14 protein-coding genes are annotated in these 19,924 nt (G+C 60.8%); 7 read left to right on the top strand and 7 right to left on the bottom strand.

Annotation, left to right across the window (positions count from 1 at the left end):
* The first annotated feature begins 103 nt into the window (after positions 1–103).
* The 4 genes from xdhA (at position 104) to guaD (ending at position 6,217) form a co-directional block, all read left to right on the top strand.
* Positions 104–1,552, top strand: a complete 1,449-nt coding sequence (xdhA, locus tag AB1462_RS27560) for a xanthine dehydrogenase small subunit (protein ID WP_367248484.1) — start codon at positions 104–106, stop codon at positions 1,550–1,552.
* Positions 1,545–3,944 (top strand): xanthine dehydrogenase molybdopterin binding subunit, encoded by a 2,400-nt coding sequence (gene xdhB, locus AB1462_RS27555; protein ID WP_367248482.1) that lies wholly within the window; start codon positions 1,545–1,547, stop codon positions 3,942–3,944. Before xdhA ends, xdhB begins: the two co-directional genes overlap by 8 nt.
* Before the next feature lie 118 nt (positions 3,945–4,062).
* Positions 4,063–4,905 carry a xanthine dehydrogenase accessory protein XdhC gene (xdhC, locus tag AB1462_RS27550; RefSeq protein ID WP_090400310.1) on the top strand — a complete coding sequence of 281 codons (843 nt, stop codon included), beginning with the start codon at positions 4,063–4,065 and terminating at the stop codon, positions 4,903–4,905.
* A 7-nt stretch (positions 4,906–4,912) separates the two neighbouring features.
* Complete coding sequence (guaD, locus tag AB1462_RS27545) at positions 4,913–6,217, top strand: guanine deaminase (protein WP_367248480.1); 1,305 nt, start codon at positions 4,913–4,915, stop codon at positions 6,215–6,217.
* Positions 6,218–6,355: 138 nt separating this feature from the next.
* Here guaD and AB1462_RS27540 read toward each other — a convergent pair whose 3' ends face one another.
* Positions 6,356–7,120 carry a GntR family transcriptional regulator gene (locus tag AB1462_RS27540; protein ID WP_015885332.1) on the bottom strand — a complete coding sequence of 255 codons (765 nt, stop codon included), beginning with the start codon at positions 7,118–7,120 and terminating at the stop codon, positions 6,356–6,358.
* A gap of 245 nt (positions 7,121–7,365) precedes the next feature.
* Between AB1462_RS27540 and AB1462_RS27535 the strand changes: the two genes are divergently transcribed.
* Positions 7,366–8,553 carry a benzoate/H(+) symporter BenE family transporter gene (locus tag AB1462_RS27535; protein WP_259193734.1) on the top strand — a complete coding sequence of 396 codons (1,188 nt, stop codon included), beginning with the start codon at positions 7,366–7,368 and terminating at the stop codon, positions 8,551–8,553.
* 67 nt (positions 8,554–8,620) lie between these two features.
* Here AB1462_RS27535 and AB1462_RS27530 read toward each other — a convergent pair whose 3' ends face one another.
* Positions 8,621–8,965 carry a YggL family protein gene (locus tag AB1462_RS27530; RefSeq protein WP_090400317.1) on the bottom strand — a complete coding sequence of 115 codons (345 nt, stop codon included), beginning with the start codon at positions 8,963–8,965 and terminating at the stop codon, positions 8,621–8,623.
* Positions 8,966–9,202: 237 nt separating this feature from the next.
* Between AB1462_RS27530 and dacB the strand changes: the two genes are divergently transcribed.
* The gene (dacB, locus tag AB1462_RS27525; protein WP_090400319.1) at positions 9,203–10,663 is read left to right on the top strand and encodes a D-alanyl-D-alanine carboxypeptidase/D-alanyl-D-alanine-endopeptidase; all 1,461 of its coding nucleotides are present in this window, start codon (positions 9,203–9,205) and stop codon (positions 10,661–10,663) included.
* Positions 10,664–10,727: 64 nt separating this feature from the next.
* Here the strand turns inward: dacB and AB1462_RS27520 are convergent, their stop codons facing one another.
* Both AB1462_RS27520 and rlmKL read right to left on the bottom strand, forming a co-directional pair.
* Positions 10,728–13,127, bottom strand: coding sequence for a diguanylate cyclase (locus AB1462_RS27520; protein ID WP_367248477.1), 2,400 nt, complete (start codon positions 13,125–13,127; stop codon positions 10,728–10,730).
* Positions 13,128–13,267: 140 nt separating this feature from the next.
* Entirely contained in the window at positions 13,268–15,532 is a 2,265-nt protein-coding gene (rlmKL, locus tag AB1462_RS27515; protein WP_090400323.1) for a bifunctional 23S rRNA (guanine(2069)-N(7))-methyltransferase RlmK/23S rRNA (guanine(2445)-N(2))-methyltransferase RlmL, read from the bottom strand.
* Positions 15,533–16,064: 532 nt separating this feature from the next.
* Between rlmKL and AB1462_RS27510 the strand changes: the two genes are divergently transcribed.
* Positions 16,065–16,280 carry a ribosome modulation factor gene (locus AB1462_RS27510; protein ID WP_002553055.1) on the top strand — a complete coding sequence of 72 codons (216 nt, stop codon included), beginning with the start codon at positions 16,065–16,067 and terminating at the stop codon, positions 16,278–16,280.
* Between the two features lie 159 nt (positions 16,281–16,439).
* On the opposite strand, the gene AB1462_RS27505 is transcribed toward AB1462_RS27510, so the two are convergent.
* From AB1462_RS27505 to sctC, 3 genes are all read right to left on the bottom strand, one after another.
* Positions 16,440–17,462 carry a quinone-dependent dihydroorotate dehydrogenase gene (locus AB1462_RS27505; RefSeq protein ID WP_367248476.1) on the bottom strand — a complete coding sequence of 341 codons (1,023 nt, stop codon included), beginning with the start codon at positions 17,460–17,462 and terminating at the stop codon, positions 16,440–16,442.
* A 252-nt stretch (positions 17,463–17,714) separates the two neighbouring features.
* Positions 17,715–18,113, bottom strand: coding sequence for a winged helix-turn-helix domain-containing protein (locus tag AB1462_RS27500; RefSeq protein WP_090400327.1), 399 nt, complete (start codon positions 18,111–18,113; stop codon positions 17,715–17,717).
* Between the two features lie 280 nt (positions 18,114–18,393).
* Positions 18,394–19,788 (bottom strand): type III secretion system outer membrane ring subunit SctC, encoded by a 1,395-nt coding sequence (sctC, locus tag AB1462_RS27495; protein WP_367248500.1) that lies wholly within the window; start codon positions 19,786–19,788, stop codon positions 18,394–18,396.
* Positions 19,789–19,924: the final 136 nt, after the last annotated feature.

Here is a 19,924-nt window from a genome sequence, read left to right as displayed (position 1 = left end):
TTTTCTTGACCCTTAAGTCAGAAAACCATTGACCGAAAAGTCAGACATGACTAGATTCGGCGCAAAAGCGGTTAACAACAATAATGAGTCTGCGAGGCCTTCCGTGATCCAGTTTTTACTTAACCAGGAACTCCGTAGCGAGCACGCCCTGGACCCCAACCTGACCGTGCTCAACTATCTGCGCGAGCATGTGGGCAAACCCGGTACCAAGGAAGGCTGCGCCAGCGGCGACTGCGGTGCGTGCACTGTGGTAGTCGGCGAGTTGCACACCGACCCTCAGGGTGTTGAGCAGATCCGTTATCGCAGCCTCAATTCCTGCCTGACGTTTGTCTCCTCACTGCACGGCAAACAACTGATCAGCGTCGAAGACCTCAAGCACCAGGGCCAACTGCACAGCGTGCAACAGGCCATGGTGGAGTGCCACGGTTCGCAATGCGGCTTTTGCACCCCAGGTTTTGTAATGTCGTTGTTCGCCCTGCAAAAGAACAGCGACGCTCCCGACCGCCAAAAGGCCCACGAAGCCCTGGCCGGCAACCTGTGCCGCTGCACCGGTTATCGGCCGATTCTGGCCGCCGCCGAGCAGGCCTGTTGCAACAAACCGGTGGACCAGTTCGACAGCCGCCAGGCCGAGACCATCGCCCGCCTCAAAGCCATCGCGCCGACCCAAACCGGTGAACTCAACAGCGGCGACAAACGCTGCCTGGTGCCACTCACCGTGGCCGACCTGGCCGACCTCTATGACGCCTACCCGCAAGCCCGCCTGCTGGCCGGCGGCACCGACCTGGCGCTGGAAGTCACCCAGTTTCACCGCACCCTGCCGGTGATGATCTATGTCGGCAATATTGAAGAGATGAAGCGCATCGAGTCCTTCGATGACCGCCTGGAAATCGGCGCCGCCACTGCCCTCTCCGACTGCTACACCGCGCTGCACCACGAATACCCGGACTTCGGCGACCTGCTGCACCGCTTCGCCTCCCTGCAAATCCGCAACCAGGGCACCCTGGGCGGTAATATCGGCAACGCCTCGCCTATCGGGGATTCGCCGCCGCTGCTGATCGCCCTCGGCGCGCAGATCGTGCTGTGCAAAGGCAACGTGCGCCGTACGTTGGCGCTGGAAGACTACTTCATCGACTACCGCGTCACCGCTCGCCAGGACAGCGAATTCATCGAGAAAATCATCGTACCCAAAGGCCATGCGCTGTTCCGCGCGTACAAGGTGTCCAAGCGCTTGGACGACGATATTTCCGCGGTGTGTGCGGCTTTCAACCTGAAGATCGACAACGGTGTGATCAGTGAGACCCGCATTGCGTTCGGCGGTATGGCCGCCACGCCAAAACGCGCGAAAAACTGCGAAGCCGTGTTGGTCGGCGCCACCTGGAACGCCGCCACCGTCGAGAAAGCCTGCGCCGCCCTCGCCGAGGATTTCACCCCGCTCTCGGACTTCCGCGCCAGCAAGGAATACCGCCTGCTCAGCGCGCAGAACCTGCTGCGCAAATACTTCATCGAACTGCAAACGCCGCACATCGAGACTCGGGTGACCGCTTATGTCTAACCATCACGCCGTGGAAAAAACCCAGGCCGAACTGGCCGCGCTGTTTGCCCAGGACTTGACCTCCGGGGTCGGCCGCAGCGTCAAGCATGACAGCGCCTCCAAGCACGTATTCGGTGAAGCGCAGTACATCGATGACCGCCTGGAATTCCCCAACCAGTTGCACCTGTATGCGCGCATGTCCGACCGCGCCCACGCTCGGATCATCAGCATCGACACCGCGCCCTGCTACGCCTTCGACGGTGTGCGCATCGTCATCACCCACGAAGACGTACCGGGCCTGAAAGACATCGGTCCGTTGATGCCCGGCGACCCCTTGCTGGCCATCGACACGGTGCAGTTTGTCGGCCAGGTCGTTTTGGCCGTGGCCGCCCGCGACCTGGAAACCGCCCGCAAGGCCGCGATGGCCGCCGTGATCGAATACGAAGACCTGGAGCCCGTGCTGGATGTGGTCGAGGCCTTTCGCAACAAGCATTTCGTGCTCGACAGCCACACCCACCAACGCGGTGATTCGGCCGGCGCGCTGGCGACCGCCAAGCACCGCATCCAGGGCACGCTGCATATCGGCGGCCAGGAACACTTCTACCTGGAAACCCAGATCTCATCGGTGATGCCCACCGAAGACGGCGGCATGATCGTCTATTGCTCCACGCAAAACCCCACCGAAGTGCAGAAGCTGGTGGCCGAAGTACTCGACGTATCGATGAACAAGATCGTCGTCGATATGCGCCGCATGGGCGGCGGTTTTGGCGGCAAGGAAACCCAGGCCGCCAGCCCGGCGTGCCTGTGCGCGGTGGTGGCGCGCCTTACCGGCCAACCAACCAAGATGCGCCTGCCGCGCGTCGAAGACATGCTGATGACCGGCAAGCGCCACCCCTTCTATATCGAATACGACGTGGGCTTCGACGACAGCGGTCGCCTGCACGGGATCAATCTGGAGCTGGCCGGTAACTGCGGCTGCTCGCCGGACCTGTCCAACTCGATTGTCGACCGCGCCATGTTCCATGCCGACAACGCGTACTACCTGGGCGACGCCACGGTCAACGGCCATCGCTGCAAGACCAACACCGCGTCCAACACCGCCTATCGCGGCTTCGGTGGCCCACAAGGCATGGTCGCCATCGAGGAAGTGATGGACGCCATCGCCCGCCATCTGGCGCTGGACCCGTTGGCGGTGCGCAAGGCCAATTACTACGGCAAGACCGAGCGCAACGTCACCCACTACTACCAGACCGTCGAGCACAACATGCTCGAGGAAATGACCGCCGAACTTGAAGCCAGCAGCCAATACGCCGAGCGCCGCGAAGCGATCCGCCTGTACAACGCCCACAGCCCGATCCTGAAAAAAGGCCTCGCGCTGACGCCGGTGAAATTCGGGATCTCGTTCACGGCGAGCTTCCTGAACCAAGCGGGCGCGCTGATCCATATCTACACCGACGGCAGCATCCATCTGAACCACGGCGGCACCGAAATGGGCCAGGGCTTGAACACCAAAGTCGCCCAAGTGGTGGCCGAAGTGTTCCAGGTGGACATCGACCGCGTGCAAATCACCGCCACCAACACCGACAAGGTGCCGAACACCTCGCCGACCGCCGCCTCCAGCGGTGCGGACCTGAACGGCAAGGCCGCCCAGAACGCCGCCGAAACCATCAAGCAACGCCTGGCGGAATTCGCCGCGCGCAAATACGACGTGAGCGAAGCGGATGTGGAATTCCACAACGGCCATGTGCGCGTGCGCGACCAGATCCTGCCCTTCGAGGCGTTGATCCAGCAGGCGTACTTCGCCCAGGTCTCGCTGTCGAGCACCGGCTTCTACAAGACCCCGAAAATCTTCTACGACCGCAGCCAGGCGCGCGGTCGGCCGTTCTACTACTTCGCCTTCGGCGCGGCCTGCTGTGAAGTGATCGTCGACACCCTGACCGGCGAATACAAGATGCTGCGCACCGACATCCTCCACGACGTGGGCGCCTCACTGAACCCGGCCATCGACATCGGCCAGGTGGAAGGTGGCTTTATCCAGGGCATGGGCTGGCTGACCATGGAAGAGTTGGTGTGGAACAACAAGGGCAAGCTAGAGACCTGCGGCCCGGCCAGCTACAAGATCCCGGCGGTGGCCGACATGCCGCTGGACCTGCGCGTGAAGCTGGTGGAAAACCGCAAGAACCCGGAAGACACGGTGTTCCATTCCAAAGCCGTGGGCGAGCCACCGTTCATGCTCGGGATTGCCTCGTGGTGCGCGATCAAGGATGCGGTGGCAAGCCTGGGTGACTATCGCCATCAGCCCAAGATCGATGCGCCGGCGACACCGGAGCGGGTGTTGTGGGGGTGTGAGCAGATGCGGCAGTTGCAGGCGGTTGTACCTGTTGAAACCGAAACCGAGATGGCTTCGCTCTAGACCGAGGCGCTGCCATCGGGGGCAAGCCCCCTCCCACATTTGACGGTATTCACAGATCAAAATGTGGGAGGGGGGCTTGCTCCCGATAGCGGCCTGACAGACACCACAAGAGGTGACTATGAACAACTGGATCAGCGCCCTCGCCGACCTGCAAAACCAAGGCGAACCCTGCGTACTGGTGACCATCATCGAAGAGCTTGGCTCCACACCGCGCAATGCCGGTTCGAAGATGGTGATCAGCGCCGCGCAGACCTTCGACACCATCGGTGGCGGCCACCTGGAATACAAGGCCATGCAGATCGCCCGCGACATGCTCGTGCGCGGCCAGCAGAACACCCACCTGGAGCGCTTCAGCCTCGGCGCGAGCCTGGGCCAGTGCTGCGGTGGCGTCACCGTGCTGCTGTTCGAACCCATGGGCCAGGTGCAGGCGCAGATTGCGGTGTTCGGCGCCGGCCACGTCGGCCGCGCGCTGGTGCCGCTGCTGGCGAGCCTGCCGTGTCGGGTGCGCTGGATCGATTCGCGCGAGCAGGAGTTTCCGGAACATATCCCCCAGGGCGTGCGTAAAATCGTCAGCGAAGAGCCGGTGGACGAAATTGCCGACCTGCCGGTGGGCAGTTACTGCATCGTCATGACCCACAATCACGCGCTGGATCTGGAACTGACCGCCGCCCTGCTCAAGCGCAATGACTTCGCCTACTTCGGCCTGATCGGCTCCAAGACCAAACGCGTCAAGTTCGAACACCGCCTGCGCGATCGCGGCTTCGACGCCGCGCAGTTGCAACGCATGCGTTGCCCCATGGGCCTCACCGAGGTGAAGGGCAAGTTACCGGTGGAGATCGCCATCTCCATCGCCGGCGAAATCATCGCCACCTATAACGCCAATTTCGGCCAGCACACCGCGAGCGCCGAACCCATTGCCAAGTTACTGCCGGTGTCACGCCGCAGCCAAGCCACGAATTGAGATAACCATGCCTTTGACTCGCAAAGCCTACCGTGCCGCCATCCTGCACAGCATCGCCGACCCCGCTGAAGTGGGGATCGAAGCGTCTTATGAGTATTTCGAAGACGGTCTGCTGGTCATCGATAACGGCCGGATCAGCGCCGTCGGCCATGCTGGCGACCTGCTGCCGACCCTGCCGGCCGACATCGAAGTCACCCATTACCAGGACGCGCTGATCACCCCTGGCCTGATCGACACCCATATCCACCTGCCGCAAACCGGCATGGTCGGCGCGTATGGCGAGCAGTTGCTGGACTGGCTCAACACCTACACCTTCCCGTGCGAAAGCCAGTTCGCCGACAAGGCCCACGCAGATGAAGTCGCGGACATTTTCATCAAGGAACTGCTGCGCAACGGCACCACCACCGCGCTGGTGTTCGGCAGCGTGCATCCGCAGTCGGTGAACGCTTTCTTTGAAGCGGCGGAAAAACTCGACCTGCGCATGATCGCCGGCAAAGTGATGATGGATCGCAATGCGCCGGATTATCTGACCGACACGCCGGAATCCGGCTACCAGGAAAACAAGGCGCTGATCGAGCGCTGGCACGGCAAGGGTCGCCTGCACTATGCGGTCACACCGCGTTTTGCGCCGACCAGCACGCCTGAGCAACTGGCGCTGGCCGGGCAACTGCTGGGCGAGTACCCGGACCTGTACATACAGACGCACATCAGCGAGAACAAGCAGGAAATCGAGTGGGTGAAGGCGCTATTCCCGGAGCGAAACGGCTACCTGGATGTGTACGACCACTACAAGCTGCTGGGCGAGCGCTCGGTGTTCGCCCACGGCGTGCACCTGTGTGACGACGAATGCGCGCGGTTGGCGGAGACGGGGTCGGCGGTGGCGTTCTGCCCGACGTCGAACCTCTTCCTAGGCAGCGGCCTGTTCAACCTGCCGATGGCCGAGAAGCATAAGTTGAACGTGGGCCTGGGCACGGACGTGGGCGGCGGCACCAGTTTCTCGCTGCTGCAAACGTTGAACGAAGCGTACAAAGTCATGCAGTTGCAGGGCGCGCGGTTGAGCCCGTTCAAGTCCCTGTACCTGGCGACCCTGGGCGGCGCGCGGGCGCTGCGTCTGGAAGACAGGATCGGCACGTTGCATCCGGGTACCGATGCCGACTTCCTGGTGCTGGATTACAATGCCACGCCGCTGCTCAGCTATCGGTTGAAGCAGGCGAATAACATTGCCGAGACGTTGTTTGTGTTGATGACGCTGGGGGACGATCGGACGGTGTTGCAGACGTATGCGGCCGGCCAACGGGTGCACCAACGCTGATCTCTAACGCCACACACAACCAAATGTGGGAGGGGGCTTGCTCCCGATGGCAGTGGTTCAGTTAGTCATGTGTTAACTGATCCACCGCTATCGGGGGCAAGCCCCCTCCCACCTTTTGTCCCGGGTGAGCCGGGGAAATTACAGCTTTATCGAGGAACGCCCCGGCTTCTTGGTCTGCAACAAATGCGAGAACACCGCATGCAAATCGTCCGACGCACTTTCCTCGTCGAGGTTGAGCTTGCTGTCGATGTGATCCATGTGATGCATCATCAAGTTCACCGCCAGCGCCGCGTCCCGTGCTTCGATCGCATCGATCAGTTGGGTGTGCTCATCGTAGGAGCAGTGCGAGCGGTTGCCGCTTTCGTACTGGGCGATGATCAGCGAGGTCTGGGACACCAGGCTGCGCTGGAAGCTGATCAGCGGCGCGTTCTTCGCCGCTTCGGCCAGCTTGAGGTGGAATTCTCCGGAGAGGCGGATGCCCGCACCGCGATCACCGCGGGAGAAGCTGTCGCGCTCGTCGTTGACCATCTGGCGCAGTTCGGCCAGTTGCTCGGCGGTGGCGTGCTGCACCGCCAACTCGGTGATCGCCCGCTCTACCAGGCGTCGCGCCAGGAACACCTGGCGGGCTTCTTCCACGCTTGGGCTCGCCACCACCGCGCCACGATTGGGCCGCAGCAACACCACGCCTTCATGGGCCAGGCGCGACAGGGCGCGGCGAATGATGGTGCGGCTCACGCCGAAGATTTCGCCCAGTGCCTCTTCGCTCAATTTGGTACCGGGTGCCAGGCGCTGCTCGAGGATCGCCTCGAAGATATGCGCATAGACGATATCGTCCTGGGTTCCGCTGCGACCGGCCTTGCCGGCTCGCGGTTGTTTCTTGAGAGGTTGCAACTGTTCGTTCATGGGCACTCGGGTCGGGAGAACGGCGGCGAATTAACGGTAATACGGCAACTTTAAGGTAATACGGCAACACTGGGTCGCTGGCAAGTATCACCTAAAAACACGGCACATTGTACACAACCGACTGCGCCAACACACTGTACGGCTGTTTGCGGCCTCGGCTGTATTGCAATGAGTCGTTACGTTTGAGTTTAGGCTTGAATCTGCGCCATCACCGGCAAACACCCAGGTAAAAGGAACACCTTTCCATGACCGACGCCACCCAAGCGCCCTTGCGCCCGCTGGCCGACACTTCTGCGTCGGCCGTCGTCGCCGGCTTTATCGCCATGATGACCGGCTACACCAGCTCCCTGGTCCTGATGTTCCAGGCCGGCCAGGCTGCCGGCTTGACCACGGCGCAGATTTCTTCGTGGATCTGGGCAATTTCCATCGGCATGGCGGTGTGCAGCATCGGCCTGTCCCTGCGCTATCGCACGCCAATCACCATTGCCTGGTCCACCCCCGGCGCCGCGCTGTTGATCACCAGTCTGGGCGGTGTGAGTTATGGCGAGGCTATCGGCGCCTACATCACCTGTGCAGTGCTGGTGACGCTCTGCGGGCTCACCGGCAGCTTTGAAAAACTGGTCAAGCGTATTCCTGCGTCGTTGGCGGCAGCGTTGCTGGCGGGGATCCTGTTCAAGATCGGCAGCGAGATTTTCGTCGCCGCGCAGCATCGCACCGGCCTGGTACTGGGGATGTTTTTCACCTACCTGATCATCAAGCGCCTGTCGCCACGCTATGCGGTGCTGGCCGCGCTGGTGATCGGCACCCTGTTGTCGGGACTGATGGGCTTGCTGGACTTCAGCGGCTTCCACCTGGAAGTGGCGACGCCGGTGTGGACGACGCCGCACTTCTCGCTGGCGGCGACCATCAGCATCGGGATTCCGCTGTTCGTGGTGGCGATGACCTCGCAGAACATGCCCGGCGTCGCGGTACTGCGGGCCGATGGCTATAACGTGCCGGCCTCGCCCCTGATCACCACCACCGGCCTGGCCTCGCTGGTGCTGGCGCCATTCGGCTCCCACGGTATCAACCTGGCGGCGATCAGCGCAGCCATCTGCACCGGCCCCCACGCCCACGAAGACCGCAATAAACGCTACACCGCCGCCGTATGGTGCGGGGTGTTCTACGGCATCGCCGGGGTGTTCGGAGCGACGCTGGCAGCATTGTTCGCAGCCCTGCCCAAGGAGCTGGTGCTGTCGATTGCGGCCTTGGCCTTGTTTGGCTCGATCATCAATGGCTTGAGTATCGCCATGAATGAGCCGAAGGAACGGGAAGCGGCGCTGATCACCTTTATGGTCACCGCGTCAGGCTTGACGTTGTTTTCCATCGGGTCGGCGTTCTGGGGGATTGTGGCGGGGGTGTTGACGCTGCTGATTCTGAACTGGCGGAAGTGAGGATTAGCTTCAAGCTTCAAGCTTCAAGCCACATGAGCTTGCGGCTTGAAGCTTGTAACTTACCGCTTCAATTCTTGGAATTGATCGGCTTTTCCGGATACCACACGTCCAGCAGCGGGCTGACTTCAGCCTTGGTCAGCTCGGAACGGGTTTTCAGCCAGGCTTCGACAGCAGCGCGCTGCTCTTCGGAGACCGAGCCACGCTTCTGCAGGCAAACCAGACCGTAGTCATCGCCGCCGACATAGCCCAGACCGTTGGCTTCCATGGCTTCTTTGATGAATGCTTCGAGGAAAGCGTCGATAGCTTCTTCACTCAGGCCTTCTTTGAAGTCCAGGTTCAGTTCGAAACCCAGCTCTTGAAATTCATCAACGCACAGTTTTTTGCGCAGACGCTGGGAACGGTTAGTCGCCATTGGAACAATCCTCATAAGTAATAACGGGCGGCACTTTAGCAGTTTAAGGCGACGATTGCCCGACTCTCTGGGACAGGCGGCAGTTTGCCGTTAAAAAAACGCTGATTACCAGCTATCGTTCAGCTACAAGTGCCTTCACCTTGGGGCATAATGCCGACACTTTCATGACCATTGAGGGAATTTTCCTATTTACCCCTCGCCTTTTTCACCCTCCTCAGCAGTAGGGTTTTACTTCTTATGATCAAATCTTTGCGTCCATTGCTACTCGCCGGTTTTCTCCTGCCACTGGCCTTTTCCACTTCCGCTGCCCCGATCAATAACACCCTGCCCCCGAACGTCCAGCAGGCGCTCGCCAAGGCCAAGCTGCAAAACACTGCGCTGTCCCTGGTGATGATCCCGCTGAACGGCCCCGGCACCCCCACGGTATTCAACGCCGACGTCTCGGTAAACCCGGCTTCCACCATGAAGCTGGTCACCACCTATGCGGCCCTGGAAATGCTCGGCCCCAACCACCAGTGGAAAACCGAGTTCTACACCGACGGCACCCTCAGCGGTGGCGTGTTGCACGGCAACCTGTACCTCAAGGGCGGCGGCGACCCCAAGCTGAATATGGAAAAACTCTGGCTGCTGATGCGCGACCTGCGGGCCAATGGCGTGCAGCAAGTCACCGGCGACCTGGTGCTGGACCGCAGTTTCTTCAACCAACCGCAGTTGCCGGAATTCAATGATGACGGCAACGACGAGAACAAACCGTTCCTGGTCAAGCCCGACGCCCTGCTGGTCAACCTCAAGGCCCTGCGCTTTGTGACCCGCAACGACTCGGGCCGCGTGCTCGTATCGGTCGAGCCGCCGATTGCCAGCATCCGTATCGACAACCAGGTCAAGGCCTCCAACGCCAAGCAGTGCACCGGCGACGTACGCTACAACCCGGTCACAGGCGCCGATGGCAGTATGACGATCACCGTCAGCGGCCAATTGGCCGATGGCTGCAGTTCGCAAACCTACCTGTCGCTGCTGGACCACGCCACCTACACCGCCGGCGCCGTACGAGCGATCTGGCAGGAACTGGGCGGCAGCATCCAGGGCCGCGATATTCAGGCGCCGGTGCCCAAGGATGCCAAAGTGCTGGCCCGCGCGTTTTCGCCGGACCTGGCGGAAATCATCCGTGACATCAACAAATACAGTAACAACACCATGGCCCAGCAGTTGTTCCTGAGCCTGGGCGCACAGTTCCGCAACGATGCCGACGGCGACGATGCCAAGGCCGCGCAACGTGTGGTGCGCCAGTGGCTGGCGAAGAAAGGCATCACCGCGCCACACCTGGTGATGGAGAACGGTTCGGGCCTGTCCCGTGCCGAACGGGTCAGCGCCCGCGAGATGGCGGCCATGCTCCAAGCCGCCTGGAAAAGCCCCTACGCGGCGGAATACATCAGCTCGATGCCGATCGCCGGCACCGACGGCACTATGCGCAAACGCCTGAAGACCACCGCCATGCGTGGCGAAGCCCACGTCAAGACCGGTACCTTGAACACCGTGCGCGCCATTGCCGGGTTCAGCCGCGACAACAACGGCAACACCTGGGCGGTAGTGGCGATCCTCAACGATCCGAAGCCGTGGGGCGCGTCGTCGGTGCTCGATCAGGTGCTGCTGGACCTGTACCGCCAGCCTAAATTGGCAGCGGCGGCTCCCGTCCTCTAAACACACCGCAATCCCCTTGTGGGAGGGGGCTTGCTCCCTCCCACATTGGACCCTGTGTCGGCCCTCAAGCCCGCACCCTCTCCGCCTCCACCCGGTCCCTGCCCGCTTGCTTGGCTACATACACCGCCGAGTCGGCGCGCAACAGCAGCCCATCGATGCCTTCATTCGCCCGCCAACTGGCCACGCCAAAGCTGGCAGTGACGATGCCCACCGGTTCCATCGGCAGGCTACGCAGCGACTGCCACAACTCCACCGCCAGGCCATAAGCCTGCTCGCCATTGGTGTTGGGGCACAGCACCATAAACTCCTCGCCCCCCAGGCGGCAGAACACATCGGTACGGCGCAGACGCTGACTGATGCGCTTGCACAACTCCTGCAACACTCCGTCGCCAACCGCATGCCCATGCTGGTCGTTGATACGCTTGAAGTGATCGATATCGAGCATGATCACCGACAGTGCCCCGCTGGTCCGATTGAGCCTGGCCATCTCGGCCCTGAGGCGGTCCTGGAAATAGCGACGGTTGTGAATCCCGGTCAGGGAATCTGTGATGGACAGCGCGCGCAGTTCCTCTTCAACCCGCTTCAAATCGGAAATGTCCGACACATAGCCATGCCACAGCGTACCGCCCCCCGGTAACTCTTCCGGAGTGGCCTCGCCGCGAATCCAGCGCAAACCCCGTTGCGGCAACTGCACCCGGTACTCTTCGCGCCAGTGGCTCAACTGCAACGCCGACAGACGAATCGAGGCCCGCACCCGGTCCGCGTCCAGCGGGTGGATTCGCTCGAATACCTTCTTCGCATCCTGCTGCAATACCCCTGTTTCAATCTCATAAATGTCGCGCATACCATCGCTGGCGTAGATAAACCGCCAGTTGTCCTGGGGTTCCAGGGTGAACTGGAAGATCCCGCCAGGCACATGGGCGCTGAGTTTCTTGAGCAGGCGATCGCGTACCGCCAGCGCTTCGTAGGCCCGTTTCTGCTCGGTGATGTCCAGATAGATCGCCAAGTGCCCGATCCACAAACCGTGATCATCCAGTAGCACAGTGGCCAGCATGTTCACGGTCAACGGGCTGCCATCCTGGCGCACCAAGGTCCACTCGCGAGCTTCATGCAGGTTGTCGGGGCTCTCCACCAGCATCGCCTGGCCGGCAGGAATACGCTTGCCCAGGGTCACGCTCAAGCTGGCGGAACGTGCTTCCAGTTCCAGCGACAGGTGCAGGCTTTCCAGAGTCAATTTGCCTACCACCTGCTCGGACTTGAACCCAAGCATCTGTTCGGCACCGGCGTTGAAGGTGTTGATGACGCCGCGCAGGTCGGTGGCAATGATGGCGACCTGGGTGGCCGCATTCAGCACGCTGCGCAATTGGCCGTGGGCACCGCGCAACTCCTGCTCACGCAGACGCAACTGCGCCGTGCGCTGCTCCACCAGTATCAAGGCACGCTGACGCTGGCTGACCAGCACATAGAGCAAGGCGCTGAGTAACAGGCTGAGCAACCCACCCATGGTCAGGATGCTGGTCAGCGAGGAATGGTTGGCCTGGTCGAACACTTGGCTCGGTCGCAGGGTCAGGGCATAGACATGGTCACCCAACGTCAGGCGGCGCGCAGCTAGCAGGTCACTCTCGGCCACCGCATTGCTGGACTCGTAGAGCACGCGGTTTTGCAGGTCGGAGGTATCGACAATCTGCATCACCAGGGTGTCCCGTCCCGGCTTGGGCAAGCCATCGGCGACCAACTGGCGCATGCTGATCACCGCCATCACGTAGCCATGAAGCTCATTCCGGGATTGTTCGTAGGTGGGCAGGCGACTGACCGGCGCGACCAGCAACACCCCAGTCGCGTAGGCAGGCTCGACACCTACCAGTTGCATGGGTTGGGACACCGCCAGCTTGCCGCTCTTTTGCGCACGCTCAAGGGCCGAGCGCCGCAGCGGCTGGGCCAGCAGATCAAACCCCAGGGGCGAGCCCAGCAGACTTTGAGTCTGGGTATAGAGCACCGGGACGTATTCATCACGCTCGGGCGCCGGGGCCAGTTCTCCAGCGCTGTTTAACTCACGGATGACAAAGGGTACTCCACGCTGGCGGGACACCTCTTGTTCAAACTGGCTGCGCTGTTCGCGAAACACGCGGGGAGCCCAGGAGTAGGCCCGAGCGCGCAACAACAATGGCTGGGCAAACCCATCGAACTCTTCGCGGGACACCTCACCGGAGTTGACGAAGAACCGCCGCAGGCTGTTCAGGCGTTGTTCCTGATCCTCGAAGCGTTCCTGCAAGCGGGTATAACGCTCGTTGACCAGCAACTGAAAGCGTTGGCGTACCTGTTGCTGATAGAGGTCGGAGGCAGCCCAGGCGACGATAGCCGTCAGCGCAAAACCCGCCAATAACACCACCGATGCCACCAGCCAAGCCGACGCCTGTTCACTGATAAAGCCTAGGATTTTCGGGCGAACAGCTTGCAACGGCATAGGCAACACTCACAACGCCAGCCTGCGGGGGGGCCACTTTGGTTAGGCCCTAAGTTATAGCCATCGGCCATGAGTTTGACCAGCGTAAAAAAGCCGCAAGCCGTGAATAATCCAGGCTTGCGGCTTTTTTGTGGCGGTGATCAGCGAGCCATGATTTTCCACGCCCGGTGGATCTTCGCATTACGCGCAAAATCCGGATCGATGGTCTTGTCGCTGATTTCCTCGACCGCATAGCGTTCGCTGAGGTTGTCCTCCAACTGGAACTTGCGGAAATTGTTCGAGAAGTACAGCACGCCGCCCGGTGCCAGGCGCGCCATGGCCAGGTCGAGCAACTGCACGTGGTCCCGCTGGACGTCGAAGATGCCTTCCATGCGCTTGGAGTTGGAGAAGGTCGGCGGATCGATGAAGATCATGTCGAACTCATCGCGGCTGGCGTCCAGCCAGGCCATCACGTCACCCTGCTCCAGGCGGTTCTTGTCGGAGAAACCGTTGAGCGAGAAGTTGCGACGGGCCCAGTCCAGGTAAGTCTTGGACAAGTCAACGCTGGTGGTGCTGCGCGCGCCGCCCTTGGCTGCATGCACACTGGCCGTGGCGGTGTAGCAATACAGGTTGAGGAAACGCTTGCCGGCCGCTTCCTTTTGGATGCGCATGCGCATCGGACGGTGATCGAGGAACAGACCGGTGTCCAGGTAGTCGGTGAGGTTGACCAGCAGCTTCACGCCGCCTTCGCTGACCTCGGTGAACTTGCCCTGGGCGCTCTGGCGCTCGTACTGCTTGGTACCGCTCTGGCGCTCGCGACGCTTGACCACCACGCGGCTCTTGTCGATGTTCAGTGCCTGGGGAATGGCGGCCAGGGCATCGAACATGCGTGCCGAGGCTTTTTCCGGGTCGATGGACTTCGGCGCAGCGTATTCCTGGACGTGGACCCAATCATGGTAAAGGTCGATGGCCATGGAGTATTCGGGCATATCGGCGTCGTACACGCGGTAGCAATCCACGCCTTCACGCTTGGCCCACTTGCCCAATTGCTTGAGGTTCTTTTGCAGGCGGTTGGCGAACATCTGCCCGCCCTCGCTCAGGCGCGCCTGCTCGACCACAGGGGCCGGGGCTGGCTTGATCGGGTTGCCGTTCTTGTTGTACTGGCGCTCTTGTGGCTCGGTCGGGGCCTGGTCGTAAACGGCCTGCTCACGTTCAGCCTGGCGCTGTTCCGGGGTACGACGCTCGCCGGTGACGAACTGATCCGGGTTGACCTTGATCAGCAGCAATTTGCACGGCAGCGCGCCGTTCCAGAACGAATACTGCTTGTGGCTGCGAATACCCATGCGCTTGCCCAGGTCCGGCGCGCCGGTGAACACCGCCGCCTCCCAGCCCATGCAAGCCTGACGCAGACGCTCGCCGAGGTTCTGGTAGAGGTACAACAGGCTGGCTTCGTCACCCAGACGCTCGCCGTAGGGCGGGTTGCAGATCACCAGGCCTTTCTGGTTCTGGTCCGGGCGCGGCTCGAAGGTGCCGACTTCGCCCTGGTACACCTTGATCCAGTGGCTGAGACCGGCGCGCTCGATGTTGTTGCGTGCAGGCTGGATCAGGCGCGGGTCGGCTTCGTAGCCCCGCACCCACAACGGCGGTTTGTTCATGCCAATGGCCGCGCGTTCAGTGGCCTCGGCGTGCAGCTTCTTCCACAACGCCGGGACGTGACCGAGCCAGGTGGTGAAGCCCCATAATTCGCGATTCAGGTTAGGTGCCATGTCGGCGGCAATCATTGCGCCTTCCACCAGGAAGGTGCCCACGCCGCACATCGGGTCAGTCAGCGCGCCGCCTTCGGCAGCAATACGCGGCCAGCCGGCGCGAATCAGGATCGCCGCTGCCAGGTTTTCCTTCAACGGCGCGGCGCCCTGCTGCAGGCGGTAGCCGCGCTGGTGCAGGCTGTGGCCGGACAGGTCGAGGGACAGGATGGCTTCGCCACGGTCCAGGCGCAGGTGGATGCGCAGGTCCGGGTTGATCTTGTCGATGGACGGACGTTCGCCGGTCGGGGTGCGCAGCTTGTCGACGATCGCATCCTTGACCTTCAGCGCACCGAAGTGGGTGTTGTCGATGCCCGAACCGTGACCGCTGAATTCCACTGCCAGGGTACCGTCAGAGACCATGTGATCGGCCCATTCAATATCCAGCACGCCGTGGTAGAGGTCTTCGGCGTCCTTCATCGGGAAGCGCTTGAGCACCAGCAACACACGGTTGGCCAGACGCGACCAGAGGCACAGGCGGTAGGCGGTTTCCATGTCGGCCATGCCGCGCACGGCCGAGGTGTGCTCGCGGGCTTCCTCAAGGCCAAGCCCGACGGCTTCCTCGATCAGCAGGCCTTCGAGGCCCTTGGGGCAGGTGAGGAAGAGTTCAAAACGGTCCGACATGGGGCATTCCAGGCTTTTCAGCAATAAATGAACGGGCGACGCATCGCCGGCTCGGTTTTCAAGCAAGCACTTTTCTTGAAGAGTGCTCGCGTGGCACGAATGTGCCGTTCCACCCCGTCTGACGGGCCTTAGGGCCTTTATTGACGGGGCAGAAAAAGAATTTTCAGCAACAAAAAGAAATATCCCGACCCTTCGTCGAATAATAACCGACAGCAACAGAAGGACATTCTCACTAAAGGATTAAACCCATCCTCTTTGCAGGGTGCATCATAGCTGGCTTTGCCCAACAAATGGGGCGAAAAGCCATCCCAGCTTATGGCTATAGCATCGTTATCGTTACGTGCTTATGACAAAACGATCATTGAATCCATGTGACCTATTGGTTAGAACTCAACACAGGTTGGCGCCGTAATGACGCCGACACCTAGGCTCGCCACGCCGGCAGCGAGCCCACCAACGGCAGAAAAACTCTGCCCGGCCTCAGACGAGGCCGAAGGATATCAAGACAGTCAACAAGTGAGGGAAACACCCTATGAGAAGACTTAAGCGTGATCCGTTGGAAAGAGCATTTTTACGCGGATATCAATATGGCGTTCATGGCAAATCCCGTGAGCTTTGCCCATTTACTCTACCGTCGGTACGCCAAGCCTGGATCAACGGCTGGCGAGAAGGACGCGGCGACAACTGGGACGGTATGACTGGCACTGCGGGAATCCACAGACTCAACGAACTTCACGCCGTCGGCTAATCAAGGGCATTTAATTCCGACACCACCACGAATATGTAATGACTTAACCACGCACGCCCTATCCAGGCGGCGGGCTTCGGCCCAGGGGCTCCTTTTAAGGAGCCCTTTTTATTGGCATGAAAATAATGAGGACTACCGTAGGAGCGAGCTTGCTCGCTCCTACACGCGCAATGCCGCAATCGCATCCACTGACTGGCGGATCAGCTCCGGGCCTTTATAAATAAAGCCAGAGTACAACTGCACCAGGCTCGCACCCGCAGCGATCTTCTCGGCTGCATGCTTGCCTTCGGTGATGCCGCCCACCGCGATGATCGGCAAACGCCCGGCCAGCTCTGCGGCCAGCACCTTGACGATATGGGTGCTCTGGTCACGCACCGGCGCGCCCGACAGACCACCCGCTTCATCGCCGTGGGCCAAGCCCTCGACGCCCACACGGCTGAGGGTGGTGTTGGTCGCAATCACCGCGTCCATGCCCGAATCCACCAGGGCCTGGGCCACCAGCACGGTTTCTTCGTCGCTCATGTCCGGGGCAATCTTGATTGCCAGCGGCACGCGCTTGCCATGGCGCACGGCCAGGTCTTCCTGGCGCTGGCGCAGGGCTTCGAGCAATTGCTTGAGCGAATCGCCGAACTGCAGGCTGCGCAGGCCTGGGGTGTTGGGCGAACTGACGTTGACGGTGACATAGCTGGCGTGGGCGTAGACCTTGTCCAGGCAGATCAGGTAGTCATCCACCGCGCGCTCGACCGGTGTGTCAAAGTTCTTGCCGATATTGATGCCCAGGATGCCCGTGTACTTTGCGGCCTGGACACGCGACAGCAGATGGTCGACGCCCAGGTTGTTGAACCCCATGCGATTGATGATCGCCTCGGCGTCCGGCAGGCGGAAGATACGCGGCTTGGGGTTGCCCGGTTGCGGTCGCGGCGTCACGGTGCCGATCTCCACAAACCCGAAACCCAGCTGCGCGAAGCCATCGATGGCCGCACCGTTCTTGTCCAGGCCGGCGGCCAGTCCGACCGGGTTGGGGAAGTCGAGCCCCATCACCGACACCGGCATTTTTGCCGGCGCCTTGCATACCAGGCCATTGAGCCCCAGACGGCCACCGGCGCCGATCAGGTCCAAGGACAGATCGTGGGAGGTTTCCGGGGAAAGTTTGAACAACAGCTGGCGGGCCAGGGTATACATGGGCAGGCTAGACTCGGATGGCGGCGAAAGGTGGCAGCGATTATAGCCGGGGTGACAGGGTGCACGCGAGGCGTGCCGCCTAAACGTCAGCAGCGTTGCTGTACCGGGGCCTCGTAACGTGCCCGGATTTTTCTGCGTAGTACAAAGGCCCCTGCCGCCACCTAGGTAGCGGCAGGCGGTTTCCTACCAGCGATAGGCCATTGTCTGGTCGCCACTCCTCACCTGGCCAGGCAACAGCAACCTGCGCAGAACTTAGCCATGACTGACTTGGCCACAGGCCGAACACACATGCTGCACGGCATCCATCGGCCCGGGCCCATGCCGCTCGACCTTCACCGGGCATGTAAAACGATACCCCCGACCATAGATGGTCTTGATAAACCCCTTGTCAGCGCCAAGATACTTGCGTAACGAGTAAATACAACGGGTCAGCGACTCCTCGGCGACCTCCCCCTGGGGCCAGGCCAACTCCAGCAAACGATCCTTGGTCATCAGTACACCGCCAGAAACAAGCAGCAGCCGCAAAACATGCAGCTCCTTAGGTGGCAACTGAACATCGCGGCCTTCGCCGGTCAGACGACCATCGCCATGCAGCGTCCACTGGGAAAAAAGCAGGAAAGTCGCCGTCAACCCATCATTTACGACGACCATATCGACCTCGGCATCCGACTACTGTCATTGAAATCCTTATTTCCAGTACTGGCTTTTGCGCCAAGGGCACGACTATAAAAAACCACCGTGCAGCCCACGCTAGGAGAAAACTCATACAACCAGCGCTTTTAAGCAACATGCTGTAAGACGCTTCACGCACAGCCGTCAGACGCCCCTTTTTATAGACCTCGTGCAACTCCCCCCACAACTGATCCGCCCGTTGCACCCACTCGCCCAACGTCCTGTAGAAGAATTCAAAATGCATGAGTTAACACCTGATTCACGGAGCGATATCGCTCTGCGGGTGAACAAACGCTCGGTGCACACGCTCGTATTGCGCCGGACTCAACGGTGGTGCACCAACGCCTGTCGGCAACGCCTTCAACTCGTTTCCTACCTCCCGAGCCTGAATCACAAACAGGCGAACCATGGTCGAACCCGCTGAGACTGCGCGGCGTCCCGGATAATGCGCCTCGCGACTAAACGATCCCAACCACAGGCGCTGACCCTGCGGCACCCGCACCACGCTGCTGGCACTCACCCGACCGACCGCTGTCGGTTTGCCGCGCCGCCTTGCCTGGCTCATTTGGCGGCCGTCCTCAACATGGAGGAGCATTTCGATCTGATTCGCTTCTGCAAAACGCGGCAGCACGCTGACCTGGGAGCCATATTGCACGGGTTTCCAATCAGTACGGTCATCTCCGGGAGCCGGCAGATAGAAGGTGTGGTTATCCTGAAACACGGCCGGCACATTCTCCTGGGTGAGTATGACCGGCAACGTCATCACCTTCGCTCGCCGCCGACGCTCCAGCATGGCGATTTGTTCCATCAAACGCTTATCGTCCATGGGCTCCAGAATTCGCGAGACCTGGGCCTTCGCCTCCTTGTCCCAGACAGGGTCCAGCTTTTTCAGTTCGTCACTCTCCACATCCACCATCCATAGCGAAACTTCGATAGCCCGCTTGGGTGTGTCCAACTCAGCCACCAGGCGCTCGATAAAACCCAGCTGTGCAGGTTCGCCCTTGATCAGCAGGCTGTTGGTATCCGGGTAGGCAATCACCACCAGGTTCTTGCCGGACAGCGCTCCCTCCTCCTCAGAAGCCAGCACGGCTTCGATCGTTGACGCGATTCCCGGCACCGTGACCTGTTCGTCGCCGATGGCGTACCCACGGTCTTCCACATGGGTGTTGAGGACCTGAACGACAGCAAACGCCTGGGTGCCTAACTGCATTTCAGCACGCTCGCGATCCATCAGTTGGGCCAGGTGTAGCACCTGATCGACATAATGAGGTGGTCCGGACACATAGAACGTCCGCTCCCCGCTGACGCGCAGGGGGTAGCGTGTTTCATCAAGCCCAGAACGACGCATGAGGACACGAAACCTGTCGACAGAAATATGCTGCAACTCCACAGCCGAGCTTTTTGCCTCGCTCACGTCGTAGAGGTACAGCGCCCGCCCATCGCTGTACCAGATCAAGCCGTATTGCAGTGAAAGCGTCTCCAGGGCGTGTTGCGGTGTATCGAGGTCAATGACCTCGCTGATGCGTATGCGCGCCGCTTCACTGCTCACAACGATGGGCAGCCCCATGGGCACGGACAAGGCGGTAAAGACGGTATGCAGGCTCTCGTTCTGCGCCTGATAGGTCTCGCCCCTGGCATCGACACTTCCTGACATCAGCGTGGCAAGCAGTAGCCAGAGGCAGGCAGTCGTTACGGAGAAGTGAGCGTACACCTTGAATTCCTGGGCGGCCTGGCAGTAAGAAGCGGCCATACTGAGAGGCAGCCCATTTTCAATCTTGATGGAAAGTTGA

It is taken from the genome of Pseudomonas sp. SB113, assembly GCF_040754745.1.
Classification (GTDB): domain Bacteria; phylum Pseudomonadota; class Gammaproteobacteria; order Pseudomonadales; family Pseudomonadaceae; genus Aquipseudomonas; species Aquipseudomonas grimontii.
Note: the sequence above shows the minus strand (reverse complement) of the source record. Positions and strands in the feature narration are given on the sequence as shown.